Source organism: Flavobacteriales bacterium (genome assembly GCA_019694795.1).
Classification (GTDB): domain Bacteria; phylum Bacteroidota; class Bacteroidia; order Flavobacteriales_D; family UBA2798; genus UBA2798.
This window is the reverse complement of record JAIBBF010000001.1, coordinates 224,893-248,862: the sequence shown is the minus strand read 5'-3', so window position 1 is coordinate 248,862 and position 23,970 is coordinate 224,893. Positions and strand designations below refer to the sequence as shown.

The following is a 23,970-nucleotide window of genomic DNA, read 5'->3' as shown; positions in this document are numbered from 1 at the left end:
AATGTATTATTTTCTACATATTCATAAAACCGGTGGATCAACCTTTCAGGGAATTCTAAACAGAAACTTTCATAAACAGGAAATTCTTGATATTCCGAGAATAAAATCCACTCATATTTACAGAGATATTAATCCTGAATTATTGAAAGGATTAAAAATGGTAAAGGGACATTTTTTATTCGGAATTCATCAGCTTCATCCAGGGATTGACGCCAAATATATCACCATGCTTCGCGAGCCGGAAATTCGACTCGTTTCACTCTATCACCATTTATTACGGGTGCCGGGTTTGCCATTGCATGATGAAATCAAAAACCGGCATTTATCACTGGCCGATTTTTTAAACGAAGGATTAATGGATATAGCTGATAATGGAATGACCCGGTTTATTGCCGGCGAGAATCCATCCTTTGGAATGTGTAATGAAGCACTATTTGAAAAGGCAAAGGCAAATCTTGATTCGTTTTTTTTCGTCGGTATAAATGAGAAATACGAAGAGTCAGTGGTATTGCTAGGGAAAAAAATGAACATCCGTTTTCCTTATTATGCTAAAGCAAATGTGAATAAAAAGCGAAGTCCTTTAAGTGAGTTGGATCATGAAACCCGTTTGTTGGTAGACCGTTATTCAATCTGGGATCGCAAACTTTACGATTATGCGTTAGAACGATTTACAAAGGAATTGTCCATGTACCCCGGAGATTTAAATGGAGATATATTAAAGCTGCGTAAGGGTAATGTGTGGGCTGAACGATTCAGAAAGCTGAAAGGAATCATTCGTCGATCTTGACTTTTTTAAAAAGCCATTCCAGGTATTTGTTTTTAAAATTCAGCTTTTCTTTTTGCGGTTTTTCCCTTTTATTTCTTTTTTGTTTCAATTCTAAGCTTAGCATCAGCGGAAAGGAAAACGATGGATGCATTAACCAGCGGAAATGACGTTTGCAAAATCCGTCACTACTCCCCGGGAAATTCGATATACGTAAATGAGGTTTTAGTTTTTTTAACTGTGCCTTGTATTCTGCAAGATTAAAACGCTCTTCGGTTTTTGTCCCCCATTGTTTATGCAACTCCATCCCAATATGAAAGGTGATATGCGCATTGCTGATTACTTGTAAACTTTTACTGAATGCAATGAGGTTATGCAGCAATGTGTTTTCTGCATGGGGAATACCAATACAAACACGACCTAATTCAAATTGATCAATGAGTCCACGTTTAAAAACAAAACAATCAAAACCGGGATGTTCCTTCCCGGCCTCAGAAAAAATCAAATATTGATTTTCAATTTTTGTATCTAAAAAGGAACGATCTATTCTTCGGCGATTTATTACCAAGGCATCGTGCTCTTGAAGCTGATGATTTATATACGAATAAAACGAAGGAGAGGGAATGATATCCATATTGGAATAGATCACATATTCACATTTCTCATACGTTTTGGCTATTCCCAGAATTTCATTTAGAAGAGGTAGCTTTTTTTCTGAATTGCAAAATTGAGCAAGACTTGAATGTAATACAGGTTGTATGATTAAAGAATTCGGAATGGAAATAATTTCTTCCGGAAATGTAACACCACATTGAATCACCTCCCCCTGATAATTCTTTTTTGCAACACTTAAAGCATGCAGGGTGTGAGACTGCTCTTTGTACGCGCTGCTGTTTTCTTTACAGGGGTAAGGATTTACAATATGGAGAAATGTCCTCATGAAATGGAATAGTTGAAAGTACGCAGAATTTCGGAAAATTCGTGGTTTAAAGCATCAATCGTCTCCGGTAATAATTGTTCTCTGAAATTCCCTGGTTTCACTTGCCGCTTATGTTTGTTTTCCCCTTCACCCTGGGTGAAATGATGGTTGAGTTTTGAGATGGTATTTTCATGTTTTTCCAATGGAATTGATAAGAAATTCATTGTTTTTTTTATCCATTCTTCCGGCAATTCCACCATTTCTTCATACCGAATGAACAAGGCATTATTTGTATGAAAATATGATCTGATTAGTTCGGTAAACAATTGTCTGAATCGAGGAGCTTCGTCGAGGACATGTTGATCGATTGTTTTATGACTGGCCTCTAGTTTTCGTTTCAGATAGTTTTCTGTTAAAACAGGGTGACTCCTGGTCATGGAATAATAGTGAGAAACTAGTATGTCTCTCGGATCGCGAATTTGAATAATAACACGAATTGGGGATGATTCAGGGATTTCAATGGATCGGCGTAGTGGACCAATGAAAAATCCGGTTTCGGGTAATTGTAAATCACGAAATTGTTTTCCGGAAAAGTGAGTGTTTTTAATATCCGGTTCGGTGCATGCATAGTATCCTTCCCAATCCAATTGAATCAATCCTTCCCTCAATAGAATTTCGGAAATAATCGTTGCGGAAATGGATGAGCCTGATTTATTGGGAGCAATAAAAAGTATGGAAGGATGAGAGCTTGTGGCTTTTAATTGTCCATTTAAAAACTTGTTTTCATTGCTTTTTCTCCAATAACGCAAAGCTCTGGGCTTGGTCAAAAACCGTAGGCGCAAACGACCCAAAAAAAATTTCAGTCCCAAAGCTGTTTTTTGATGATTCATAGGTTTGAAGCCTTATCTTTATTAAAGATAATTCCTTTATCTGTGATAAATTTAGAATTAATTGATGAAAAAAGGCTTTTTGATGATTCAGCAGAATTGTCACGATCATTTTTTTCTAAAATCACTGCACCCCTACGGGTGATGCCTGAAGCCTTCATCATTGGGGCGCAAAAGGCTGGGACTACATCGCTATACCAAACACTTCAGCATTATCCTTCGGTTTTACCTGCTAAACGCAAGGAACATTATTTTTTTCATAATGAAGCTCATTTTAAACGGGGAATCAATTGGTATAAATCCGGATTTGCTTCCAGATGGTACGCACATAGTGAGTATAAAAAAGTTAAGTCGTCATGTTTTTCTATTGACGCAACGGCTAATTATTTTGAATTTCCAGAAACAGCCGCCAGAATTAAGTCGGTAATTCCCCAAGCAAAAATTATTGTCCTGCTGAGAAACCCGGTCCACCGTGCTTATTCTCATTACAGAATGTCGGTAAAACTGGGATTTGAAAAGGCTGATTTTTACACGGCGCTTTTGCAGGAGATGGATCGGATTCAATGGGGAGAGAAAAAGGGTGGACATAATTTTGCTTATCAGCGACTCGGTTATGCCTCTAAAGGGAAATATGCCTTTTTGCTCAAGGATTGGATAAATCATTTCGGTAGCCAATTGTTGATTGTTTGTAGCGAAGAATTGTTTCTTTCACCTGGTGAAATAATGGAAAAAATCACCCGGCATTTAGGAATATCCTATATCAAGGAGATTAAGTTTGAGCATGAAAATGCAGGAACGGAATCTGAAATACCGGATCAGGCCAAAGATTTTTTGCAGCGATTTTTTTTGGAACACAATCAGGAGCTCAGGCAACTATTAAACCGTGATTTTCCATGGTAAAACAAGTTCCATATATTGAGCCCAATCAATGGTATCACCGCGTGATAAATCGTGCTTTCTATTGGTATTTGTTGCTTATAAATAAGAAAAAGGTCGAAGCGCAAGAACCCGTTTCAAGTCCTGTTTTTGTAACCGGATTTTTTCGTTCAGGTACTAGTTTGGTTACTCATCTTTTGCAGGAATGTGGAATGAATGTGGGACCGGAAAATGATTTATTAAAATCAAAAGGGAGCAGAGCGGATTTGAATCGGGATGGTTTTTTTGAGAACTATTTGTTCATGGATGCATCCTTGTATGCGTTTAATAAATTAAATGCATGGGGACATTTACCTCCTTCCTCCGAAGAGGTAATGAAAGTGGATTTGACCGAAAGTGAAGAAAAACTTTTTCAGGAATTTTCATTGTGCGGAGTACATGATGACCGCATTTCGAATAGGAATAAAATTCATGTTTTAAAGCATTATGGAATTGGCAATTTAAACCGGTATCTACTTAATGAATTTGGTGATCGTCCACTGGTTAAAAATCCACATTTTTCAGTATTGTGGCCCTGGTTAATCGGAAAATGGCCAAAAGCGAAATTTATCGTTTGCTTTCGAAATCCAACAGCAGCAATTGCTTCTGCTTCTAAAATAACACCTCAATTAACGGATAAGGTCTACCTCCGCTATTATGAATCAATTTTGAAGATGGACAGTTCATCAACTGTTTTTATTTCTTATGATCACTTAATGCAGCATCCGGAGCTGACTATCCACCGGTTAATTAATATTCTTGATTTAAAAGTGGATCATCCGGATCGGATTCTTTCTCTGATAAAAAAATCGGAATACCGCTTTAAAGAAGGCGAAATTGAAAACGGGGAATTAAAGGAACTTTATCTGCAATTACTTTCAAAAGCATCGAATATTCCATGAAAGTAGTTCACTTAAATACTTATACAAAAGGCGGAGCGGCAATCGCGTCTATTCGTTTGCATCGGGCATTAAAGCAATCCGGCATCGATTCAACATTTATTTCCCTCTATAAAGATGGAGAAATGGAGGATTCAATTGTTGATTTCCGGGATGCATTTAATCCCTTTTCCGCACTGTATTACAAAGCGAAAAACTACCTGAACCAGCAGAAAGTAAAAACCATCATCCAATCAAAAGGCGAATGGTTTTCGCGTCCGGATACGGTATGGAAAATAAAAAATCATCCATTGATACGATCTGCAGATGTTATTCATTTTCATTGGGTGAGCGGATTTTTAAATGTGGAGGAATTGCCTCAATTGAATGGCAAAAAATTGGTGTGGACCTTGCACGATGAATTTCCTTTTTCCGGGGGATTTCATTATCCTCCAATGGCGGATGCTTTAGACTTGTCAGATTTAATTCTGCGACAGAAAAATCAAATTTCAACTGCACTTTTAAAAACAGATATACAATTTATAACACCATCACAGGTTTTGGCTAATAAAGTGACAGAATCGAATTGGATCAGAAAAACACCCGTACAAGTCATAAAAAATCCTGTTCCGTACCATGAATTTCGAATAACAGAAAATCTAGATTTCAAGAGCAATTTAAATATCAAAAATGATCAGCCTGTATTTCTGTTTATAGCCGATCAGGTTAATTATGCGCGAAAGGGATTTCATGTTTTGAGAGAAGCACTTGCTCTGGTCGATGTTCCTTCAACAACTATAGTGGTTGGAAAAGGTAATGTTCCAAAATCAATTAATAAATCTGAAATTATTCAACTGGGAGAAATTAACTCGACCGAAATGCTGAATCAGATTTATAATACCTGCGATTTTTTATTAAATCCTGGATTGAATGATATTGCCTCAAATACCATTGTAGAAGCAGGTTTATGCGGGAAGCCTGTTGTATGTACGCCTGTTCCGGCCTATCTGGAATTAATGAATGAGCAAACGGGAGTTTTTGCCAGTGAGTTTTCAGGACCAGCTTTCGCTATTGCAATTGAAAGGGCTTTACAGATGAATTTCGACGGGAATATAATCCGTCAACACTATCTTCGTTTTCATTCACCAGAAGTCATCGCCAGGGAATATAACCGAATGTATCAGGAATGGTAAGGGAATCAAATACAATTAAATCAACAGACTATTACGATGCAATTCGTAATAATGCTTCATTTCAGTTTAGCTGGCAATGGATGTTCCTGCTTGTGGGATTTATTTGTTTGTTTTTTTCCTTACATATTTTTCATCCGGAGGATGCGTTAGGTTGGACAAGCATCGCGCCGTTGGGTGTTGCCGTTTCATTTTTAGCATTATTTATACCCATCCAATTCCGGCCATGGGTTCAGTCGGCATCCTTCATTCTTACTTCAATACTTTTAATAGGAATTAATCCAACATTAATTTTGCTGGGTTTTATTTCTTTGTCCCTGTTTATTTTAATCCTTAAAATAAATGGTCTGTTTAAACTCATTTATTTTGGATTCATCATTTTACTCTTCCTCATCACAAAATCTTCGGCAGAGCATTGGCTAAGCATTTCGGTGGTAATGCCGTTTTTTGGAGTAATGTTTATGTTTAGAGGGATAAGTTTTTATTATGAAAATTCTATTGGAAAAATTAAAAGTCCATGGATTATTAAATGGAACTATTTTGCCATGATTCCCAACTTGTTTTTCTTTTTATTTCCAATAATCGATTACAGAAAATTTACCGGCAATTACTATTCCGTTCCAGTATTCATGATCTGGAAATCGGCTTTGCGTCATTTGGCATTGGGACTTTTTTATTACATCCTTTATCGGTGGATTAATTTGTCATTTATCAATGATCCCATCGATGTTATTGAAGCTTCATTGGTAGTAAAATATTTCTTTTTTGGTTTCGCCCTTTCACTCAGAATGGTGGGAATATTTTATATTGGATTGGCTTTAATTGAGTGCTGGGGGTATCAATATGAAGATGTATTTGGTAATTATTTTTCCGCTCATTCATTTACCAACCTTTGGCAAAAAATAAATGTTTTCTGGAGAGAATTTATGCTCCGGATTTTCTACTATCCGCTTTATTTTAGAATTAAAAACTATTTTTCATCAGAGGCATTCCGAATCGGATTAACCATAGCTATAGTGTTTCTGCTAAGCGCATTTCTGCATACCTGGCAACAATTCTGGATTAGTGGAAATTTTGTAATACGCCTTACAGATTTGGTGTTTTGGATGACCTTCGGTTTTGGAATAGCATTCGATGCTATCAGGAGCTTAAAAAAACGTAAAGAAAAGCAATGGTTGAACGATATTAAGGCGGGACTTCTCCTGGTGTTTATATCGTTTTTTTATGGGTTATGGACAAGTGGAGATATAAAAGAATGGCTTTATCTTATTTCTTTGTTAACGGTAAACCCCGGAGCCGCTATTTGGTGGTTGTCGATAATCATTTTTGCTGTAATCCTATTTCGAATTCTTTTCAGAACAATCCTTTTCAGGATTAATTTAAAATCAAATTTTATTACACTAGCGTTGGTGATTTTCATAGGAGGACTGTCCACCACGGCTTACTTTACAGAAGAAAAAACAGGATATTCAGATTCATTGATTACAGATATTACAAATCCACATAAACTGAATAAAAGGGATAAAAAAAGAATTGAAAGAGGATATTATGGTAAAATCCTGGATACGGACGATTTGAAAAGAAAAATTGCAGTGCTCCAAACAGGAGAAGATTGGAATCCGCATAATTATCTGACACGAGAAACCGGAAATGAATTGTTCAGAGAATTAATTCCAGATACTTCGCAATCGTTTAAAGGAACAGAAATTTATACAAATTCATATGGACTGCGCGATAAGGCTTATGAATTAAAGAAAACCCCCAATACCTATCGGATTGCATTAATGGGAGGTTCGTATGAAATGGGCTCAGGTGTAAATCAGGAGCAGGATTTTGAAAGTCGTATCGAGTTACAACTTAACGCAAACTACCCGGAGAAAAAATGGGAAATATGGAATTTCGGTTTGGGTGGATATGGATTAATTCAAACCGCTTTCCTGTGTAAACATAAAGTTCAGGAGATTCAACCCGATTTAATTATTTATATCGCTCATTCAGGAGAACTGGATAGGATAGCCGGTGACATTACATTTTTATTGCGGAAGAAAGTTGATTTTACACTTGAAAAAGTGAACAGCTATATATTGAGTTGTGGAATAGAATCAGGAATGCCGGATTTGCAAAAAGAACAATTGCTAAGAAAAAGCATACTGCTGTTATATTGTGAACTATTGAATGAAATAATCAATCAACAAAAATTCCTTTTTGTATACCTACCTACATTGGGGGAACAGGCAAGTCAAACAGAGTTTCAACAATTATCAGAATGCCTGCTCATTCCGGCAGATTATAAAATCGATTTGTCGGAAGTTTACAACAATGATAAAATATCAGATTTATATCTTTCTCCATGGGATAATCATCCCAATGAAAAGGGACATGAAGTGATTGCGAAATTACTCTACCATCAAATTCAAATCGTATTTAAAAAGCAGGGTATTATTCCATGAGCTGGATTTCAAATATCGTTTCAAAGACCAGTAGAAGTTTCCTTTATGCATTAGGAGTCTTACTGATCTTTTTAATAGTATTTCAACTCCTTGAACTGGAACCTGGAATTGGGTTTGAACTTTTGGCCCCCGTTTTAGTGATTAGTTTTATCATTAATCATTATCTGCCTCTTGAATATAAACCGCTCATGATGCTTTTTCATTCACTAGGAGTGGTATACATCGCATTTGGATGGCTCAGTGGTTTACTCTTATTTCTTGGAACAGTGGTCGTTTATTTTGTGCTGAGTTCAGGTATTCGTTACTGGGTCAAAATAGCTTTTCTACTCCTGTTTTTTATTTCCATGTTACCCTGGCGATTGGAAATTATTTATATGCCGAGAATCCAGATCATTGTTCCTTTTTTGGCCGGTTTTTTTATGCTCAGAGTATGGAGTTTTTTATCCGTTAACCAACTTGAATTAGAAAAGAAATCGGTACATGCATTTAACTTCTTTTTTCTGGGACCCAATCTTTCATTTCCGCTTATGCCAATTATCGATTACCGGGATTGGAAAAAGGCGTACAATTCCTCTACTGAAACAACATATTATACTGCCATAGATCGACTCGCTGCAGGCTTATTTAATCTTCTGTTGTTTCGGGTCATTTATCATTTTTTATATATCGCTCCATTTGCTATTCATAACGGCATGGACGTGATTCAATTTATGTTGGCCAGTTATTTAATGTTATTGCGTTTACCCGGTTTGTTTCTGCTTATTTCGGGTTGGTTAGGCTTAATGGGATTAAATCTCCCGCCTGTATTCGGACGATTTTACTTTGCAAATACCTATTCGGAAGTTTGGCGTAGGATAAATATTTACTGGAAAGAATTTGTCGTTAAACAACTCTACAATCCATTCTTCGTTTTATTTGGAAAATTTTCATTTAATATGCGAATGGGGATGGCCATTATTCTTGCATTTGCGTTGTCTTCATTACTTCACACATGGCAGTTGCTTTGGATTAAAGGAAATTTCGATTTCAGAATTACAGATTTGGTTTATTGGACTGTTCTTGGCTGTTTGGTATTTGTTAGCGGCACAATTTTCCCTTCAAAATTTATTCAGCGCTTTAATGCGCAAACCAAAATCAATTTTTTGGATGCAATGAGAAATGCATCAGCCGTACTGATGGTTTTTATTTCAATGTCAGTTCTGTATTCATTATGGATTACCGGCGATATTCATTATTGGGTTTATATCCTATCGTTATTGCAGCATTTTACTTATGATGATTTTTATTTTTTAATTAGCACCGCAAGTTTGTTGTTAGTCGGATTTGCAGTTTTAACGATGATTTTTCACCGGTTCAGAAATCATAAAGAGTTTTTTTCGGTATTGCCTTTTTCTTCGGGAATTTTTATTCTCATGCTGTTTTTTCTACGATTCGCAGATCCTCCGCAACTAAAAAAATTACTTCATTATGTCCCGAACCACGAAGATGTTTCCCGTATGGAAAAGGATTATTACGATGCTGCAGTTGGTTCTGTAAATCGCAGGGCTTATAATTGGGAATTAATTCTTAACCGGAAACGCCCCGAATTTTTTAAACGCGATGATCAATTGCACCGCCGGAGAAACGACCTTCTTACCCGAGAACTCCGACCTTCCGTTTCAGTCGATTTAAATGGATCGCATTATACCACCAATTCTTTCGGACTCCGCGATAAAGAATATGCAGAATATCCGGATTCCGGTTGCTATCGGTTTGCTTTTCTTGGAGCTTCCTATACCATGGGTTATGGAGTAAACGATAGACAATCCTTCGAAGCTTTGTTAGAAGATACACTTTCAAGAGATTATTGCGTTGAATTTTTAAACTTCGGAGTTGGTAGTTACAGTTTGGTTCAACAGGTTGCGTTATTAAACGAAAAAGTAAACCATTATCACCCCGGAGGGGTGATTTATACCGCCCACTCTCAGGAGAAATTCAGGGTTACCCGTTCCTTTGTGAGCCTGGTACAAAATGGTATCGACCTCAAATACCCCGCATTAATTTCTATCCGGGATAGGGCAGGATTGAAACAATACATGGGATTTGATGAATTATTTAGTCGCACACAACCATTTTCGGATGAGCTTTTAGATTGGGGTTATAAAGAAATTATATATTATTGTAAAACACATTCTTGCGTACCCATAATGGTCTTTGCCCAGGCAACTATGGATGAGGAAAATCGTTTAGAATGGGAAGCATTGCAACAAAAAGCAGAAGGACTCGGTTTTGTTATTCTTGATATTTCAAATGCACTGGTGAATTATCCGGTAGAAAATATCAGAGTTTCAGAATTGGATCATCATCCGAATGCATTCGGACATCAATTGCTGATGAGAGCGCTTTATGTTCAATGGAAAAAGAATGAGGAAATAATATTCAACCGATATGGGAAATGACACAATTGTTACCAGTGTTTTAGAACTTTTGCGTTCTGAATTTATTACTGGTCCGGAGGCCTCTCAGTTAACGATTTCTACTCCGCTTATTTCCGGTGGATTAATGGATTCCATTTCAACCTTGCGGTTAGTCGATAAACTGGAAAAACAGTTCTCCATAAAGTTCGCAGCGCATGAAGTGGACCGGGATAATCTTGATACAGTAGAAAAAATCGCTGCATTTATTAAATCAAAATCAGTTGGCTGAAAAGCTGTATCAACTTTTAGTTAATTCTGCCAATCAATTCTCCGACAAAATTGCGGTAGAGGAGGCGGGTGGGCAATCTGTTTCTTACGCTGATTTATTACAGCTCGTTCAATCCAGAATGGAATTGTTATTAACTAAAGATTTAGTTGATAGTAAAATAATAGGGGTTTTAGGACCAAAAAACATTGACACGCTAAGTTTAATTTTCAGCATTGCAGGTGCTAACAAGGCCTATTTGCCGCTGGATTTCAATTCTCCACTATCGCGTATCCAAAAAATTATTTCAGTTGCTCAAATTAGATTTATTTTTTCCGACTTATCCCGTAAAAAGGATCTGGAAAGTTTAGGGTATAATCTGTATTCCACAATTAATTCGAAATGGGCAATGTTTGAGAATGAATTAGTCCGCGAACGTGAGGTACACCCAGATTTGGCTTATGTACTTTTTACTTCAGGTACAACAGGAATTCCAAAAGGGGTTTGTGTTTCAGACCCTGCGGCTATCGATTTTATTCATTGGGCAACCGATCACCTTGAGCTGAACGCACAGCACGTGTTTTCATCGGTGGCACCCTTTCATTTCGATCTCTCTGTTTTTGATATTTTTGCCTCTGTAAAATCAGGCGCTAAGTTGATTCTGTTTAATTCATTGCAGATCGCTCAACCTGCTTTTTTAGTGGATTCAATAAAGAAACACTCCATTTCTGTTTGGTATTCTACCCCCACAACATTGCGCTTAATGGTTGAATTCGGCAATTATACACAGGAATCCTCAGCTTCTTTACAACACATTATTTTTGCGGGAGAATCGTATCCCTCCTCCGAGTTTATTAAACTTCAGCATAATTCAACCAATAAAGCACGCTTTTATAATTGGTATGGTCCTACAGAAACCAATGTTTGCACTTCATTTTCGGTGCCACAGGGAAACTGGAATCCACAACAAGCACTTCCCATAGGGAGAGCTACCCTTCAATATGAAAGTAAAATTTCTGATGGAGACATCGAAGGAACTTCGCAAGGGGAACTATTGATGTCGGGCACATCTTTGATGAATGGATATCTCAATAATGAACAGGCAAATCAACATGCATTTGTTTTTATCGACGGTAAAAAATGGTACAAAACGGGTGACTTGGTGGAATGGCAATCCGGTGAACTCGTATATAAAGGTCGGTACGATCGAATGATTAAGCGAAACGGATACCGGATTGAACTCAATGAAATTGAAGTGGGACTGCAAAGTTGCGCCGGACTCCTTTTTGCTGCCGTTGTAGCTTTTCACCTACCCGAATCCGTGAAAATAGTAGCATTTGTTTCAGGCATAAATGAAAGTGATTTAATTGCATTAAGAGCCGAGCTCATGAAAGTCTTGCCGGCTTATATGATTCCTGATAAATTTATTATCTTAGATAATATTCCTTTAAATTCTTCACAGAAAACAGATTACCAGGCTTTGATTCATTATGCTGCAGAACATTTTAAATAAAGAAGATTTTAACCTCTTTTCGCATGCAGCGGAATTTTCAAGGGTGCATTTATCCTCACCGTGTGAAGAAAGAGATCACCAATCAGAATTCGCCCAAGACCTCTGGAATTTATTACTTCGGGAAGGTTATACCGATTTATTTGTTCCCACAAATCTAAGTGGCTCCGGATTAAATTTAACGTCCGCATGTGCTGTGTTAAATGGACTCGCACAAAAATCGAGCGATAATGGTTTGTTGTTTTCTTTAGCAGCACATTTATTAGCAGTTCAATTACCGGTTCTACGATTCTCGGCACAGCAGCCCGAATTGAAACTAAGAGTAAGTGGTAAAAATATATTGGCTAATGCGATGACAGAAGCCAGAGGAGGATCGGATGCATTTAATATGGATTCCACAGCATTCCAGGATGGAAATAATTATAAAGTAAAGGCATCAAAATGTTGGATCACCAATGCTCCCATTTCAGATCAGATATTATTATTTGTTTGCACCGATAAAAATAAAGGTGCAATGGGAGGAATAACTGCTTTTTTAGTTGATAAAACTAATTTCTTAGTTGGTGAAAAATATTCAAAACTTGGATTGAGAACCAGTCCTGCATCCGATGTTTTTGTAGATACTGTTTTATCCGCAGGTGATATTGTAAATGAGCCTGGTAGTGGTTTAATGATTTTTCAAACAGCAATGAATGCCGAGCGCATTGGAATGGCTGCCATGAATCTTGGAATAATGGAACATCTTATGGAAGAGGTGTTGAGTTTTATCCGGTTAAAAAAATCTACAGGGGTGGAACTTATGAATTTTCATTCCGTAAGTCACTTGCTTGCAGACATGAAAATTAAGCTGGACGCGTGCCGCTTAATGGTTTATTATGCAGCCGGAATTTTCGACCAGGAAAAAAATGTAAATGCTATTGCAGCAGAATTAAAAGTGCTTTCAAGCGAAGCATTAATATTTTGTGCAGATGCAGCAATGAAGATTTGTGCATCGGGAGCCTATCAAACGGGTTGGATAGAACGGACATTACGCGATGCTCAGGCATCCGGAATTTACTCCGGTACCAATCATATTCAAAAGAATATTATTTCAGCTTATTTATAACTAATTATTTAGTTAATGAATCGTCCTAAAGAATTTTTCGACGCCATCATTATTGGTGGTGGACCCGCTGGTGCCTTTGCCGGAGCAAAATTGGCAATGGCCGGGCATAAAGTTTTAATTCTCGAAAAGGAAATATTTCCACGTCCGCATGTAGGAGAATCCCTTGTCCCCTTTTGCTATGATCTTTTTGAGGAAATTGGAGTGCTCGACAAGTTGAAATCTAATTTTGTACGAAAGCCAGGTGTTCGTTTTGTAAATAAAACCGGAGAATTCGATACGATTTATTGTTTTAAAAATATTTTACCTGGTCCAAACCAGCTTTCCTTTCATGTACTTCGCTCCGAATTCGACAAGATACTTTTGGACAATGCCAGGGATAAGGGAGCAACAGTCATGGAAGATGTTTTAGTAAAGGATGTTGACCTCTCCGTTGAGGATGCTGTTACAGTTTATGCCACCAATGAAGATAAAGAACTTAGTTTCAACGCTCGCTTTTTATTCGATGCAACCGGCCAGGATACTTTTTTAGGTCAAAAGCAACGGGTAAAAGTAAAGCATAAAGAATTAGATCGAATTGCATTCCTCACCCACTGGAAAGGAGCTGATTTTGTACCTAGTATTAGGGAGGGACTACTAAATATCATTTACCTCGCCGGCAATAAAAAGGGGTGGATTGGAATACAGGCGGTAGGCGAAGATCGTTTAAGTGTTGGCTTGGTGGTAGATAATATTTTTACCCGGGAAATGAAGGAAGAGTTATCGGCAAAGGGAACCAAGGACTGGAAAATGGAACTTTATCTTCAAGAAATCAGAAGTGCAGCATTTACTTCCGATATTCTAAAAAATGCGGAAATTATTCAAAAGTTAATGGTCGTTGGAAATTACTCGTATTCCATGACCAAAAAGCATGGATCGAATTATGCTATGATTGGTGATGCTGCTTCATTTTTAGATCCGATTTTTGCAACGGGAATTTATCTGGCAATGAATAGTGCCAAAGTATATTCGGAAGCATTATCCGTTTTGCTTAATGACGGGATTGAAGAAGGTAAAAAGGCCCTGAACACCGCAACAGAAAATTTCGAAGGAGCCGTGCAATTGGTCGATCGCTTTATCCGGATGTTTTATGATCAGGAACGATTTAATTTTGCAGAATTGGGTCAAAAACTGAAAGAACGTTATGGCACAAATGATGATGAAAATTTCATTCAACACCAACTTGCCTTTGGTGCATTACACTTCATGATGGGGGGCGATTTTTTCAATGAGAACAAGCGCTACCATCAAACACTTGATTTTCTGGAGAATCCCGGTCAGTTTGAACGCTATTATTATTTAGTAATGAACCGGGACGCCTACAAAGAACAAGGTTGTCCCATGCCGTATGAGGCAATTTTCCCAATGTCTGTTCGCTGACATTTACCGCTTATCCAAAACTGATAAAAACCTTTTTTCTTCTCGTTGTTTTAAGTTAAGTTTGAAACCATATGGTATACGATGTAGCTATTATTGGGGGAGGACCTGTAGGTTCAACCTGTGCTTCCTTGTTGGCAAGGGCCGGTCACAATGTAATTGTTCTTGAAAAAGAAAAATTTCCGCGTGATCATGTGGGAGAGTCATTGCTTCCATTTTGCAAACCATTATTTGATGATCTGGAAATAACCGGAGAAATGATAAAGCGTTTTTCACGTAAGCCGGGAGTTAAATTCACTTCCATTGATAATTCCACTTCTTCCCACTGGTGTTTTGGTCACGTAATTCACGATGATAGCTACCTTTCTTTCCATGTACTCCGCTCAGAATTCGATAAATTATTGTTGGATCATTCGCGTACCCTGGGAGCTGAAGTCAGAGAGGAACATTTGGTTACGGCAATCGAAAATACTCCGGGACAAAACATCAAAATAAAATACCGAACTAAAGGCACCACGGGTGATGTGGAATGCAGATTTTTTATTGATGCCAGTGGTCAGGATGCATTTTATCAAACAAGAAATAATACTAAACTTAAATACAACGATCTTCATCGTTCAGCATTTGCAACACATTGGAAAAATGTCAACTACGATGATGCTTTAAAAGAAGGAAACATTCAAATTGTTTATCTGGGAGGAGAAAAAAAAGGGTGGATTTGGATGATTCCACTTGAATCAGACCGTATAAGTATTGGTGTTGCCTTGAATTCCGATTACGTTAAATCCAGATTTGAGTATTATAATTCCATCGGAGTTAAAAATGTTACTGAGCAATTGTATTTGGATGAATTGTTTTTAGCTGCAAAGGCAAATGAAATATTAAAAGACGCAGTTCGTATTCAGCCGGTCATTTCAATTTCCGATTATAGTTATTATTCTTCCGTTCAATACGGAGAGAATTTTGCCTTGTTGGGAGATGCGGTAGCCTTTTTAGATCCCATATTTTCTTCCGGAATTTATATGGGTATGAAAAGTGCATATGTATTATGCAATAAATTATCGGAAAACTTAAAAACTGGTAAATTATCTGAAGGTTTTGATGAAGTGTATCAGGAAATCAACGGAGCATATAAACTCATTGAAAAATTTGTACGCTTGTTTTATAGTCCTGATCGTTTAGATATGGCCGGACTAGGAACTAGTTCTGGAATGGAACATCTCAAGCACGAAAATGCATTTTCTTTAATTCATTATTTATTGGCTGGTGATTTTTTCTCCCAACATGCCCGCTATTCTGATTTTATCGATCTGTTAGAAAAACCGGAGATGTTTATGAAATTTAAAAATCTGGTTATAAATACCCATGATTCGGAATTTGGATGTGGACACCGTCCTGAAGAAATATACCCTGATCTTTTAAAATAAATCAATAGTGTGGAAGAATTTGATGTTGTAATTATTGGAGGTGGTCCTGCAGGATCTGCAATGGCCTCCTACCTCGCGAAAGAAAAGGTAAAAGTTGGTTTATTTGAGAAGGAAATCTTCCCTCGTCACCACGTGGGTGAATCATTGGTTCCTTCCTGCAACCGCGTTTTTGAGGAGTTGGGATTGTTGCCAAAATTGGAGGCGGCCAATTTCCCCAAAAAATTTGGAGCAGCATGGACAACCTACAACTCCAGTAAAACGTTCGATCACGATTGGAATCATTATCTCGAAGCGGATGCAGATATCCGATTTGATGAGCGTAAACAAGAAGGAGTGAATTTACCGTATACTTATCACGTGAATCGGTCAAAATTCGATCAGCTGTTGCTTCATCATGCCAAAGATTTGGGAGCAAAAATCGTGGAAGGCGCAGATGTTTTTGATGTAAAATTTCAATCCCCAAAAGAAGTTATTGTTAGTGTTCGGCTTCAGGATCAAACTGAACAAAAGGTTTCTGCCAAACTGGTTGTGGATGCATCTGGTAGAAGGACTTTTTTGGGTAGTAAATTAAATTTAAAGGTAAAAGATAAGGTTTTTGATCAATGCGCATTTCATTGTTGGTTCAGCAATTTTAATCGTAATGCATTTGAAAAATCAGAATATATATACATTCACTTCATACCTGTCTCCAATAGTTGGATCTGGCAAATTCCTATTGATGAATCAACCACCTCTTTTGGTGTAGTAACTCAGAAAAAAAACTTTCCTGCAACTTCGGCGGATAGAGAGAAGTTTTTTTGGGAATGTGTGAGTACTCGTCCGGAGCTTGAAGCAGAACTGCGAAAAGCTACCCAGTCCACCGACTTCAAAGTGGAGGCAGATTACAGTTATGCCATTACGGAACTAACAGGAAATAATTTTTTAATGATAGGTGATGCGGCACGATTTGTTGATCCCATATTCAGTTCCGGTGTAAGTGTTGCATTGAATTCAGCCCGTTTTGCTGCTAAGGACATTATAGAAGCTTTAAGAACCGGTGATTTTAATAAGTCTTCCTTTGAAAACTATGAATTAACCATTCGAAAAGGTATCTCGAATTGGTACACCTTCATCGGCATGTACTACCGCCTTAATGTTATGTTTACCTATTTCGTGAATCACCCTAAATACCGTTTGCAAGTTCTCAAATTCCTTCAAGGGGATGTTTACGATGATTCACATCAGGATCTGATCCGGGAAATGGAGGCAATGGTTCATTCCGTTGAGTCAAACCCCAACCACCCCTTACACAATCATCTGGGTTCTTTAACCGCTGGCCGACTGAAAATTTGACAGGATTTTACCGCTTTTGCTTAACTATTGGATTCCTATCGCGCATAGTTTTCTCGTAATTTCAAGGTAATCAATACTTTGCTTATTTGTATCTTTTTATCACTTCTTTGGATTTATCCTAATAATTAGCGTTGATAATCAGGGTGTTACTTGTTTCAAATTCCAAATATTAAGTTTTGTGCAACGTATGTCATTGATAATCAGATATAATTTTTAATTTGGACCCGAGATTTGTTGAAAACTTTTAGCCCTGACAGATTTTTATTCAAATTAATTAAAACTTTTTATTTTTGATTTAAGTTATTGATTTTCAATTTTTTGATGATAAATTTTTCACTGATTTCACCCGTTTTTTACAATTAGGCTAACATCTGTGTGTGAAAAAATTGGATTTCCTGTTGTTTTGTAAAGATTTACTCTTAAATTTGCAGCCCCAATTTACGGAGACAAGAGTTATAACTGAATACAAAAAAGAAGAATAAATTATGCCAACCATTTCGCAATTGGTAAGAAAAGGAAGAAGCAGCAAGCCACGCAAAAGCAAGTCGGCTGCGCTTAATTCCTGCCCTCAACGTCGCGGTGTATGTACAAAGGTGTACACTACTACCCCAAAGAAGCCAAACTCTGCGCTTCGTAAGGTAGCAAAAGTGCGCTTGACAAACCAGACGGAAGTAATCGCTTATATTCCCGGTGAAGGACACAATTTGCAGGAACACTCAATCGTGTTGGTACGTGGTGGAAGGGTTAAAGACCTTCCAGGAGTACGTTATCATATCGTTCGTGGAGCTTTAGATACGTCCGGAGTTGATGCACGTCGTCAACGTCGTTCTAAATACGGAGCAAAACGTCCAAAAGCAGGAGCAGCAGCACCAGCTAAAAAGAAATAATAATTAGAGAACTGAATAGAATAACGTCATGAGAAGGACGAAAGCCAAGAAAAAAGAAATTCTACCGGATCCAAAGTTTAACGAGGTACTGGTTACGAAATTCGTAAACAATTTGATGTTGAGCGGTAAGAAGAGCACAGCGTATGAGATCTTCTACAATGCCATTGAAATTGTTGCTAAAAAAACGAATGAAAACGGAGTAGATATTTGGAAAAAGGCATTGGAAAATGTTACCCCAGCAGTAGAGGTTCGTAGCCGTCGCGTGGGTGGAGCAACTTTCCAAATCCCTTCACCAGTGCGCGATAGCCGTAAACAATCATTGGCTATGAAATGGCTGATTGGATACTCTCGCTCACGTAATGAGAAATCAATGGCTGAAAAATTAGCCGGTGAAATCATCGCTGCTTCAAAAGAAGAAGGAGCTGCTTTCAAAAAGAAAGAAGATGTTCACCGTATGGCTGAAGCAAATAAAGCTTTCTCACATTTCAGATTCTAATCCATAGAGCGAACGAAAATGGCAGATTTAAGATATACAAGAAACATTGGTATTGCAGCTCACATTGATGCTGGTAAAACAACTACCACTGAGCGTATCCTTTACTACACCGGTGTGAATCACAAAATCGGTGAAGTACATGATGGTGCTGCTACCATGGACTGGATGGTTCAGGAGCAAGAGCGCGGAATTACCATCACTTCAGCAGCAACTACTTGTTTCTGGAACTACCGCGGAAATAAATACAAAATCAATATCATCGATACTCCGGGTCACGTTGACTTTACCGTAGAGGTAAACCGTTCACTCCGTATTCTTGATGGACTTGTATTCCTTTTCTCTGCAGTAGACGGAGTAGAACCACAATCCGAAACCAACTGGCGTCTTGCCGATGGTTACAACGTAACACGTATCGGATTCGTAAATAAAATGGACCGCCAGGGTGCCGACTTCCTTAACGTTGTTAAGCAGGTACGTGAAATGCTGGGTGGTAACGCAGTTCCTCTTCAAATCCCAATCGGGGCTGAAGAAAAATTCCGTGGTGTGGTTGATTTGATCAACTTCCGTGGAATTGAGTGGAACGAGCATGATCAGGGAATGACTTACAAAGAAGTGGCTATTCCTGAAGATGTATTAGAAGAAGCTACTATGTATCGCGAACAATTGCTTGAAGCAGTTGCAGAATTCGATGATACATTGATGGAAAAATACTTTGAAGATCCAAATTCAATTTCAGAAGCAGAAGTTTTAGCCGCATTGCGTAAAGCTTGTCTTGCAAATAAAATTGTTCCTATGGTTTGTGGTTCATCTTTCAAAAACAAAGGTGTACAAACCATGCTCGACCTGGTAATGGAATTATTACCAAGTCCATTGGATAAAGACAATATCGTTGGAACTAATCCTGATACTGGAGAAGAAGTTTCACGTAAACCAGATGCAAAAGAACCATTCACTGCACTTGCGTTTAAAATTGCAACAGATCCATTCGTAGGTCGTCTTTGTTTCTTCCGCGCTTATTCCGGAAAACTCGATGCAGGATCCTATGTGTTAAATACACGTAGCGGAAATAAGGAGCGTATCTCTCGTATCTTCCAAATGCATGCGAACAAACAAAATGCAATCGAAACCATCGAAGCAGGAGATATCGGTGCTGCAGTTGGATTTAAAGACATCAAAACCGGGGACACACTTTGTGATGAAAAACATCCAATAGTTCTCGAAGCAATGAACTTCCCTGAGCCGGTAATCGGTCTTGCTATTGAGCCAAAAACTCAGGCAGACGTAGATAAACTTGGTTTAGCATTAAATAAATTAGCTGAAGAAGATCCTACCTTCCGTGTTAAAACGGATGAAGAAACAGGTCAAACTGTTATCTCAGGTATGGGTGAGCTCCACCTTGAAATTATCATCGACCGTCTTAAACGTGAGTTTAAAGTGGAATGTAATCAAGGTGCTCCTCAGGTTGCTTACAAAGAGGCAATCAACGGATCAGTTGAACACCGTGAGGTTTACAAAAAACAATCTGGTGGTCGCGGTAAATTTGCTGATATCCTTATCCGCATTGAAGGTGCTGATGCAGATGCAAAAGAAGGTCTTCAATTTGTGAACGAAATTAAAGGTGGTAACGTACCACGCGAATTTGTTCCTGCAGTAGAAAAAGGATTCAAAGAAGCAATGAAAACAGGTATCCTTGCCGGATATCCACTCGATAAAATGAAAGTTACATTGTTAGATGGTTCTTACCACGCAGTTGACTCCGATTCATTATCGTTTGAATTGTGTGCGAAAATGGCATACCGCGAAGCTCTTCCAAAAGCTAAGCCTATCCTTCTCGAACCAATTATGAAACTCGAAGTTCTTACACCTGAAGAAAACATGGGTGACGTTGTGGGTGACCTTAACCGTCGTCGTGGTCAGGTTGAAGGAATGGATGAGCGTGCAGGATCTAAAGTTGTAAAAGCAAAAGTTCCACTTTCCGAAATGTTCGGTTATGTAACACAGCTTCGTACCATCACTTCCGGTCGTGCAACATCAACAATGGAATTCTCTCACTACGCTGAAGCTCCACGCAACATCGCAGATGAGGTAATCGCAAAAGCAAAAGGTAAAGTAACAGCATAAAATATTCCTCAATGAGCCAAAGGATTAGAATCAAGCTGAAGTCATACGATCACAATCTCGTAGATAAATCTGCAGAGAAAATCGTTAAGACTGTTAAGGCTACAGGTGCGGTGGTTAGTGGTCCAATTCCACTTCCAACTCATAAGAGAATTTACACCGTTCTCCGTTCACCTCACGTGAACAAAAAAGCTCGTGAACAATTTCAACTTTGTTCATACAAGCGCATGTTAGATATCTACAGTTCTTCATCTAAGACTGTTGATGCGTTAATGCGTCTTGAGCTACCAAGTGGTGTAGAAGTAGAAATTAAAGTGTAATCATACATAACAAGCAAAAATGCCTGGAATCATAGGTAAAAAAATCGGGATGACCAGTCTCTTCAGTGCCGAGGGTAAAAATATACCATGCACACTTATTGAAGCTGGTCCTTGCGTTGTAACGCAAGTTAGAACGTCTGATAAAGACGGATACTCTGCCATTCAGCTTGGTTTTGGTGAGCGTCGTGAAAAAAACACGCCAGCTGCTTTGAAAGGACATTTCAAAAAAGCGAACACCACTCCTAAAGCAAAACTTGTAGAATTCAAAGGATTCGAACAAGCCCTCAACCTCGGCGACGAAGTGAAAATCGATGGACTTTTCGCAGAAGGTGAATTTGTTGATGTATCAGGAACCTCCAAAGGAAAAGGATTCCAAGGTGTTGTAAAACGCCACGGATTCGGTGGAGTAGGTGGTCAGACCCATGGTCAGCACAACCGTCTTCGCGCTCCAGGTTCTATCGGTGCATGTTCATTCCCTTCACGCGTATTCAAAGGAATGCGTATGGCTGGCCGTACAGGTGGTGATAAAGTGAAAATGGGTAACCTCGAAGTTCTTCGCGTAATTCCGGAGAAAAATCTTCTGGTGGTTAAAGGATCAATTCCTGGCCCTAAAGGTTCATTCGTAATCGTTGAGAAGTAAGACTATGGAACTCGAAATTTTAAACATACAGGGAAAGAAGACCAGCAAGAAAGTTAAGCTGAACGACTCGATTTTCGGAGTTGAGCCTAATGATCATGCAATCTATCTCGACGTTAAGCAATATCTTGCTAACAAACGTCAAGGGACTTCTAAAACTAAGCAACGTGCAGAAGTAGATTACTCTACACGTAAATTGAAGCGTCAAAAAGGTACCGGTGGTGCACGTGCGGGTAGTATTAAATCTCCACTCTTCAAACAAGGGGGAAATATCCACGGTCCACAACCACGTGACTATGATTTTAAGTTGAACAAAAAACTTAAAAAGATTGCACGTAAATCAGCGCTTACATATAAGGCAAAAGAAAACGGAATTATGGTTATTGAGGATTTCCAAATGGATAAACCTCGTACTAAGGAGTTCGTTTCAATGCTGAAGAACTTGTCGCTCGAAGGGAAAAAAACATTATTTGTTGTTCCCGAATCAAATGCAAACATTTTCCTTTCTTCCAGAAATCTTGAAAAAAGTAAAGTTGTTCCTGCATCAGAACTGAATACTTATGATATTATGAATGCAAACAATATCATTTTGGTAGAAGGTAGCATTCAGAAAATCGAAACCGTTTTAAATAATTAAGGCGATGAGTACAATTTTGATTAAACCAATCATCACCGAAAAGGTGACCGCCGAAAGTGAAAAAGGTCGCTATGGTTTCATCGTTGCGCGTAAAGCCAACAAGATTGAAATCCGTAAAGCGGTAGAAAGTCACTATAACGTTAAAGTAAAAAGTGTTAATACAGTTGTTACAGGTGGTGGAAAAGAAGCTACCAAGTATACCAACAAAGGCGTAGTAAAAGCTTCTCGTCCAGTAGTGAAGAAAGCATTTGTTACGCTGGTTGAAGGTGATGTAATTGACTTGTACGGCAACATTTAAGGAAAAGTAAGATGGCTGTTAGAAAACTTCAACCAGTAACTCCGGGTACGCGTCACAAGGTGACAGCGAACTTCGATGATATTACTACCAATCTTCCTGAGAAAAGCCTTTTGGTTTCTTCTAAGAAGTCAGGTGGTAGAAATAACAATGGTAAAATGACCATGCGCTACATCGGTGGTGGACATAAACGTAAATACCGTTTAATTGATTTCAAGCGTAACAAGCACGGAATTGAGGCAACTGTAAGTACAATTGAATATGATCCCAACCGTACTGCACGCATTGCACTAGTAACCTATAAGGACGGTGAGAAAAGATACATTCTTGCTCCACAAGGTTTAAAAGTTGGTCAGGTTATCAATTCTGGTACCGGTATCGCTCCGGAAATTGGAAATACTTTATTCCTGAGCGAAATTCCACTGGGTACAATTATTCACAACATTGAAATGTATCCTGGTAAGGGAGGTTCAATTGCGAGAACTGCAGGTTCATATGCTCAATTAAGCGCACGTGACGGTAAATATGCAGTTATCAAAATGCCTTCAGGTGAAACCAGATTAATCCTTGGAACCTGCCTTGCAACTATCGGAGCTGTTTCTAATTCAGAACACAATCTGGTTCGTTCAGGTAAAGCAGGTCGTACACGTTGGTTAGGTCGCCGTCCACGTAACCGTGGTGTTGCAATGAACCCTGTCGATCACCCAATGGGTGGTGGTGAAGGTCGTTCATCAGGAGGACATCCACGTTCACGTAAGGGTATGCCTGCTAAAGGATACAAAACCCGCACACCTAAAAAGCAATCCAATAAACTTATTCTCGAAAGAAGAAAGAAATAATTAGACTATGAGCCGCTCGCTTAAAAAACCACCATTCGTACACTATAAGCTTGCAAAGCGTGTCACTGAACAGCAGGCATCTGGTAAGAAGACAGTACTAAAAACTTGGTCACGTTCTTCAACCATTACCCCTGAGTTCGTTGGATTAACTTTTGCGGTACACAACGGGAATAAGTTTATTCCGGTTTATGTTACAGAGAACATGGTAGGACACAAACTTGGAGAATTTGCTCCAACTCGTACTTACCGTGGTCACGCAGGTAACAAAAAAGATAAAGGAAGTAAGTAAGC

The 23,970-nt window shown here is 38.4% G+C and carries 23 protein-coding genes; 21 read left to right on the top strand and 2 right to left on the bottom strand.

The window, feature by feature from the left end; all coding sequences use genetic code 11:
• Position 1: 1 nt before the first annotated feature.
• Positions 2-787 carry a sulfotransferase family 2 domain-containing protein gene (locus K1X56_01060; GenBank protein MBX7093284.1) on the top strand — a complete coding sequence of 262 codons (786 nt, stop codon included), beginning with the start codon at positions 2-4 and terminating at the stop codon, positions 785-787.
• On the opposite strand, the gene K1X56_01055 is transcribed toward K1X56_01060, so the two are convergent.
• Entirely contained in the window at positions 771-1,703 is a 933-nt protein-coding gene (locus K1X56_01055; GenBank protein ID MBX7093283.1) for a hypothetical protein, read from the bottom strand. The genes K1X56_01060 and K1X56_01055 overlap by 17 nt on opposite strands.
• Entirely contained in the window at positions 1,700-2,491 is a 792-nt protein-coding gene (locus K1X56_01050) for a sulfotransferase domain-containing protein (protein ID MBX7093282.1), read from the bottom strand. Before K1X56_01050 ends, K1X56_01055 begins: the two co-directional genes overlap by 4 nt.
• A 222-nt stretch (positions 2,492-2,713) precedes the next feature.
• Between K1X56_01050 and K1X56_01045 the strand changes: the two genes are divergently transcribed.
• The 20 genes from K1X56_01045 to rpsS all read left to right on the top strand — a co-directional run bounded on the left by K1X56_01045 (position 2,714) and on the right by rpsS (position 23,968).
• Positions 2,714-3,469 carry a sulfotransferase gene (locus K1X56_01045; protein ID MBX7093281.1) on the top strand — a complete coding sequence of 252 codons (756 nt, stop codon included), beginning with the start codon at positions 2,714-2,716 and terminating at the stop codon, positions 3,467-3,469.
• Positions 3,463-4,386, top strand: coding sequence for a sulfotransferase (locus K1X56_01040; protein ID MBX7093280.1), 924 nt, complete (start codon positions 3,463-3,465; stop codon positions 4,384-4,386). Before K1X56_01045 ends, K1X56_01040 begins: the two co-directional genes overlap by 7 nt.
• Positions 4,383-5,555 (top strand): glycosyltransferase, encoded by a 1,173-nt coding sequence (locus K1X56_01035; GenBank protein ID MBX7093279.1) that lies wholly within the window; start codon positions 4,383-4,385, stop codon positions 5,553-5,555. Before K1X56_01040 ends, K1X56_01035 begins: the two co-directional genes overlap by 4 nt.
• Positions 5,549-8,002, top strand: coding sequence for a hypothetical protein (locus K1X56_01030; GenBank protein ID MBX7093278.1), 2,454 nt, complete (start codon positions 5,549-5,551; stop codon positions 8,000-8,002). The genes K1X56_01035 and K1X56_01030 overlap by 7 nt, the downstream gene beginning before the upstream one ends.
• Before the next feature lie 188 nt (positions 8,003-8,190).
• A complete protein-coding gene (locus tag K1X56_01025) occupies positions 8,191-10,440 on the top strand; it encodes a hypothetical protein (protein MBX7093277.1) in 2,250 nt (749 codons plus the stop codon).
• Positions 10,430-10,687 carry an acyl carrier protein gene (locus tag K1X56_01020; GenBank protein MBX7093276.1) on the top strand — a complete coding sequence of 86 codons (258 nt, stop codon included), beginning with the start codon at positions 10,430-10,432 and terminating at the stop codon, positions 10,685-10,687. Before K1X56_01025 ends, K1X56_01020 begins: the two co-directional genes overlap by 11 nt.
• Positions 10,680-12,176: an AMP-binding protein gene (locus tag K1X56_01015; protein MBX7093275.1), complete on the top strand. Its 1,497-nt coding sequence runs from the start codon at positions 10,680-10,682 to the stop codon at positions 12,174-12,176. Before K1X56_01020 ends, K1X56_01015 begins: the two co-directional genes overlap by 8 nt.
• The gene (locus K1X56_01010; GenBank protein MBX7093274.1) at positions 12,154-13,278 is read left to right on the top strand and encodes an acyl-CoA dehydrogenase family protein; all 1,125 of its coding nucleotides are present in this window, start codon (positions 12,154-12,156) and stop codon (positions 13,276-13,278) included. Before K1X56_01015 ends, K1X56_01010 begins: the two co-directional genes overlap by 23 nt.
• Before the next feature lie 15 nt (positions 13,279-13,293).
• The gene (locus K1X56_01005) at positions 13,294-14,694 is read left to right on the top strand and encodes a tryptophan 7-halogenase (protein MBX7093273.1); all 1,401 of its coding nucleotides are present in this window, start codon (positions 13,294-13,296) and stop codon (positions 14,692-14,694) included.
• 71 nt (positions 14,695-14,765) lie between these two features.
• Positions 14,766-16,118, top strand: coding sequence for an FAD-dependent oxidoreductase (locus tag K1X56_01000; GenBank protein ID MBX7093272.1), 1,353 nt, complete (start codon positions 14,766-14,768; stop codon positions 16,116-16,118).
• Between the two features lie 9 nt (positions 16,119-16,127).
• Entirely contained in the window at positions 16,128-17,450 is a 1,323-nt protein-coding gene (locus tag K1X56_00995; protein ID MBX7093271.1) for a tryptophan 7-halogenase, read from the top strand.
• A gap of 485 nt (positions 17,451-17,935) precedes the next feature.
• Positions 17,936-18,337, top strand: coding sequence for a 30S ribosomal protein S12 (gene rpsL / locus K1X56_00990; protein MBX7093270.1), 402 nt, complete (start codon positions 17,936-17,938; stop codon positions 18,335-18,337).
• A 28-nt stretch (positions 18,338-18,365) separates the two neighbouring features.
• Positions 18,366-18,833, top strand: coding sequence for a 30S ribosomal protein S7 (gene rpsG, locus K1X56_00985; GenBank protein ID MBX7093269.1), 468 nt, complete (start codon positions 18,366-18,368; stop codon positions 18,831-18,833).
• 18 nt (positions 18,834-18,851) lie between these two features.
• A complete protein-coding gene (gene fusA / locus K1X56_00980) occupies positions 18,852-20,954 on the top strand; it encodes an elongation factor G (GenBank protein ID MBX7093268.1) in 2,103 nt (700 codons plus the stop codon).
• A gap of 11 nt (positions 20,955-20,965) precedes the next feature.
• On the top strand, positions 20,966-21,271 hold the full coding sequence (gene rpsJ / locus K1X56_00975) for a 30S ribosomal protein S10 (GenBank protein MBX7093267.1): 306 nt from the start codon (positions 20,966-20,968) through the stop codon (positions 21,269-21,271).
• 19 nt (positions 21,272-21,290) lie between these two features.
• Entirely contained in the window at positions 21,291-21,911 is a 621-nt protein-coding gene (gene rplC, locus K1X56_00970) for a 50S ribosomal protein L3 (GenBank protein MBX7093266.1), read from the top strand.
• A 4-nt stretch (positions 21,912-21,915) separates the two neighbouring features.
• Positions 21,916-22,545, top strand: coding sequence for a 50S ribosomal protein L4 (gene rplD / locus K1X56_00965; GenBank protein MBX7093265.1), 630 nt, complete (start codon positions 21,916-21,918; stop codon positions 22,543-22,545).
• A 4-nt stretch (positions 22,546-22,549) separates the two neighbouring features.
• A complete protein-coding gene (gene rplW, locus K1X56_00960; protein MBX7093264.1) occupies positions 22,550-22,843 on the top strand; it encodes a 50S ribosomal protein L23 in 294 nt (97 codons plus the stop codon).
• A gap of 11 nt (positions 22,844-22,854) precedes the next feature.
• Positions 22,855-23,679, top strand: coding sequence for a 50S ribosomal protein L2 (rplB, locus tag K1X56_00955; GenBank protein ID MBX7093263.1), 825 nt, complete (start codon positions 22,855-22,857; stop codon positions 23,677-23,679).
• Between the two features lie 7 nt (positions 23,680-23,686).
• A complete protein-coding gene (gene rpsS, locus K1X56_00950; protein ID MBX7093262.1) occupies positions 23,687-23,968 on the top strand; it encodes a 30S ribosomal protein S19 in 282 nt (93 codons plus the stop codon).
• Positions 23,969-23,970: the final 2 nt, after the last annotated feature.